The sequence below is a fragment of the Shimia sagamensis genome, from assembly GCF_900182745.1.
Lineage (GTDB): Bacteria > Pseudomonadota > Alphaproteobacteria > Rhodobacterales > Rhodobacteraceae > Shimia > Shimia sagamensis.
The window spans coordinates 1-1,320 of the sequence record NZ_FXTY01000034.1 but is presented as its reverse complement, the minus strand read 5'-3'; the positions used below and the strand labels follow the sequence as shown (position 1 = coordinate 1,320).

3 protein-coding genes are annotated in these 1,320 nt (G+C 56.6%); all 3 read right to left on the bottom strand.

The genetic code is table 11. The features are described 5' to 3' along the window. A partial coding sequence (locus tag QOL67_RS22010; RefSeq protein ID WP_283428141.1) for a DUF6950 family protein occupies window positions 1-288 on the bottom strand: 288 nt, incomplete at its 3' end. Then, the gene (locus QOL67_RS22005) at window positions 285-863 is read right to left on the bottom strand and encodes a hypothetical protein (RefSeq protein WP_283428140.1); all 579 of its coding nucleotides are present in this window, start codon (window positions 861-863) and stop codon (window positions 285-287) included. The genes QOL67_RS22005 and QOL67_RS22010, both read right to left, overlap by 4 nt. A gap of 4 nt (window positions 864-867) precedes the next feature. Then, window positions 868-1,320, bottom strand: a 453-nt coding sequence (locus QOL67_RS22000) for a hypothetical protein (RefSeq protein WP_283428139.1), incomplete at its 5' end; no start/stop codon positions are given.

Below are 1,320 nucleotides of genomic sequence, written 5' to 3'. Positions count from 1 at the left end.
ATCAAGGACGGCAATGTCGCCCACTTGAGCGCGCAGCACGGGGATTTCCTCAAACAATGAGGCGACCAGGGCCACGTGGTCCTGATGTCCCTTCGCTGCGAGCAATTTTTGCCCTTTGGCCAAGCTGCGATATTGACTGCGCCAACCACGTGCGTGATCCACGCCTGTCATCGCCTTGACCGCCCCTGCCACAAACAGTGCGCAATCGTGTGTGCCATAGCGAAAGGGCTTGCGCGCCACGTCCTCAACGTAGTCACGCAGCGCAGAGCGCCAATTTGGAAGTCTCATTGCTTCTTCATGCCTACGTAGGTTTTGACCGCACCGGAAACAGTGTTGAAACGCAAAAACCGATCACCGGCCTGCAATTTCTGGGTTGCATCGCTGCGCTTTGTTGGGCGCGTCCGTGTCAATACGCGTGCGGTGGACACCAGGTTGCACGTAACGGTCGCGGTCCCGCCTTTCTTGCCATTCACCAATGGGGCCTTATCCAACCAACCACGAAACACGCGATCCAAACCGATCAGATTGTTTGTGCCGGCATCAAAGCGTGCGAGGTGAATTTGCACTGGAGCCTGGCGCGCATCATAACCACGAAGCAGAATTTCCACTTCGGCCGCAATGCCAGAAAGCGTGACGGTCTGTGACTGCACGTTTAGGCCCTTCTGGGCAATCAGCGGCGCAACACTCAACGCGCCACCTCCGCCCATGTACTGCCGCGCCTGTCCATCAATGTTGAAAGACTGGTGGCGCGCGCCAGTCCAAAGACCAAGTGTCTCGACTGCGTTGGTTGTGCGCCTCTTGGCTTCAAACCAGATAAGGGCCTCTGCAACTACAGGGCCCCGCGCGACGGCTGGAAATGTCATGATGTTACCTCAGTGTTTGTCGCCATTTGAAGCGAACACCATCCGCAAGCAGGCCAGGCTTTCGCACACCGCCAGAGAACGTATCCGGCACATAAACCGCCTGAAGCTGCGGCTTTGCCAAACGCACGATCGCACCCGTAGTGATGCCTGTTGGAATGAAGGGCTGAACCTCGATCCATCCCGTAACAGTGGATGATTGCGTGCTGGAGAATTTACTGCCCTGAACAACACGAAAGTAGTCATAGACGCGTGGGCTATTTCCGTGGGCGACAGAGATGTGATCCCCTGAGGAAACCCTAAGCCCATGTGGCGCACCCTTGAGCTTTAGCTCGCGGTTATTGCTGCGCACCTTATCGACCATCACCGTTTTGTCGCCAAGCATGGCCCCATCCGGATCAACTGCACCATACACATGGTAAGGGTCTCCAATGAAGAACGAGCGCCCCGGTTGTCGCAG

Excerpts from the sequence above, each read along its gene's own strand:
- QOL67_RS22005 (WP_283428140.1), bottom strand. The coding sequence starts at position 863 with ATGACATTTCCAGCCGTCGCGCGGGGCCCTGTAGTTGCAGAGGCCCTT.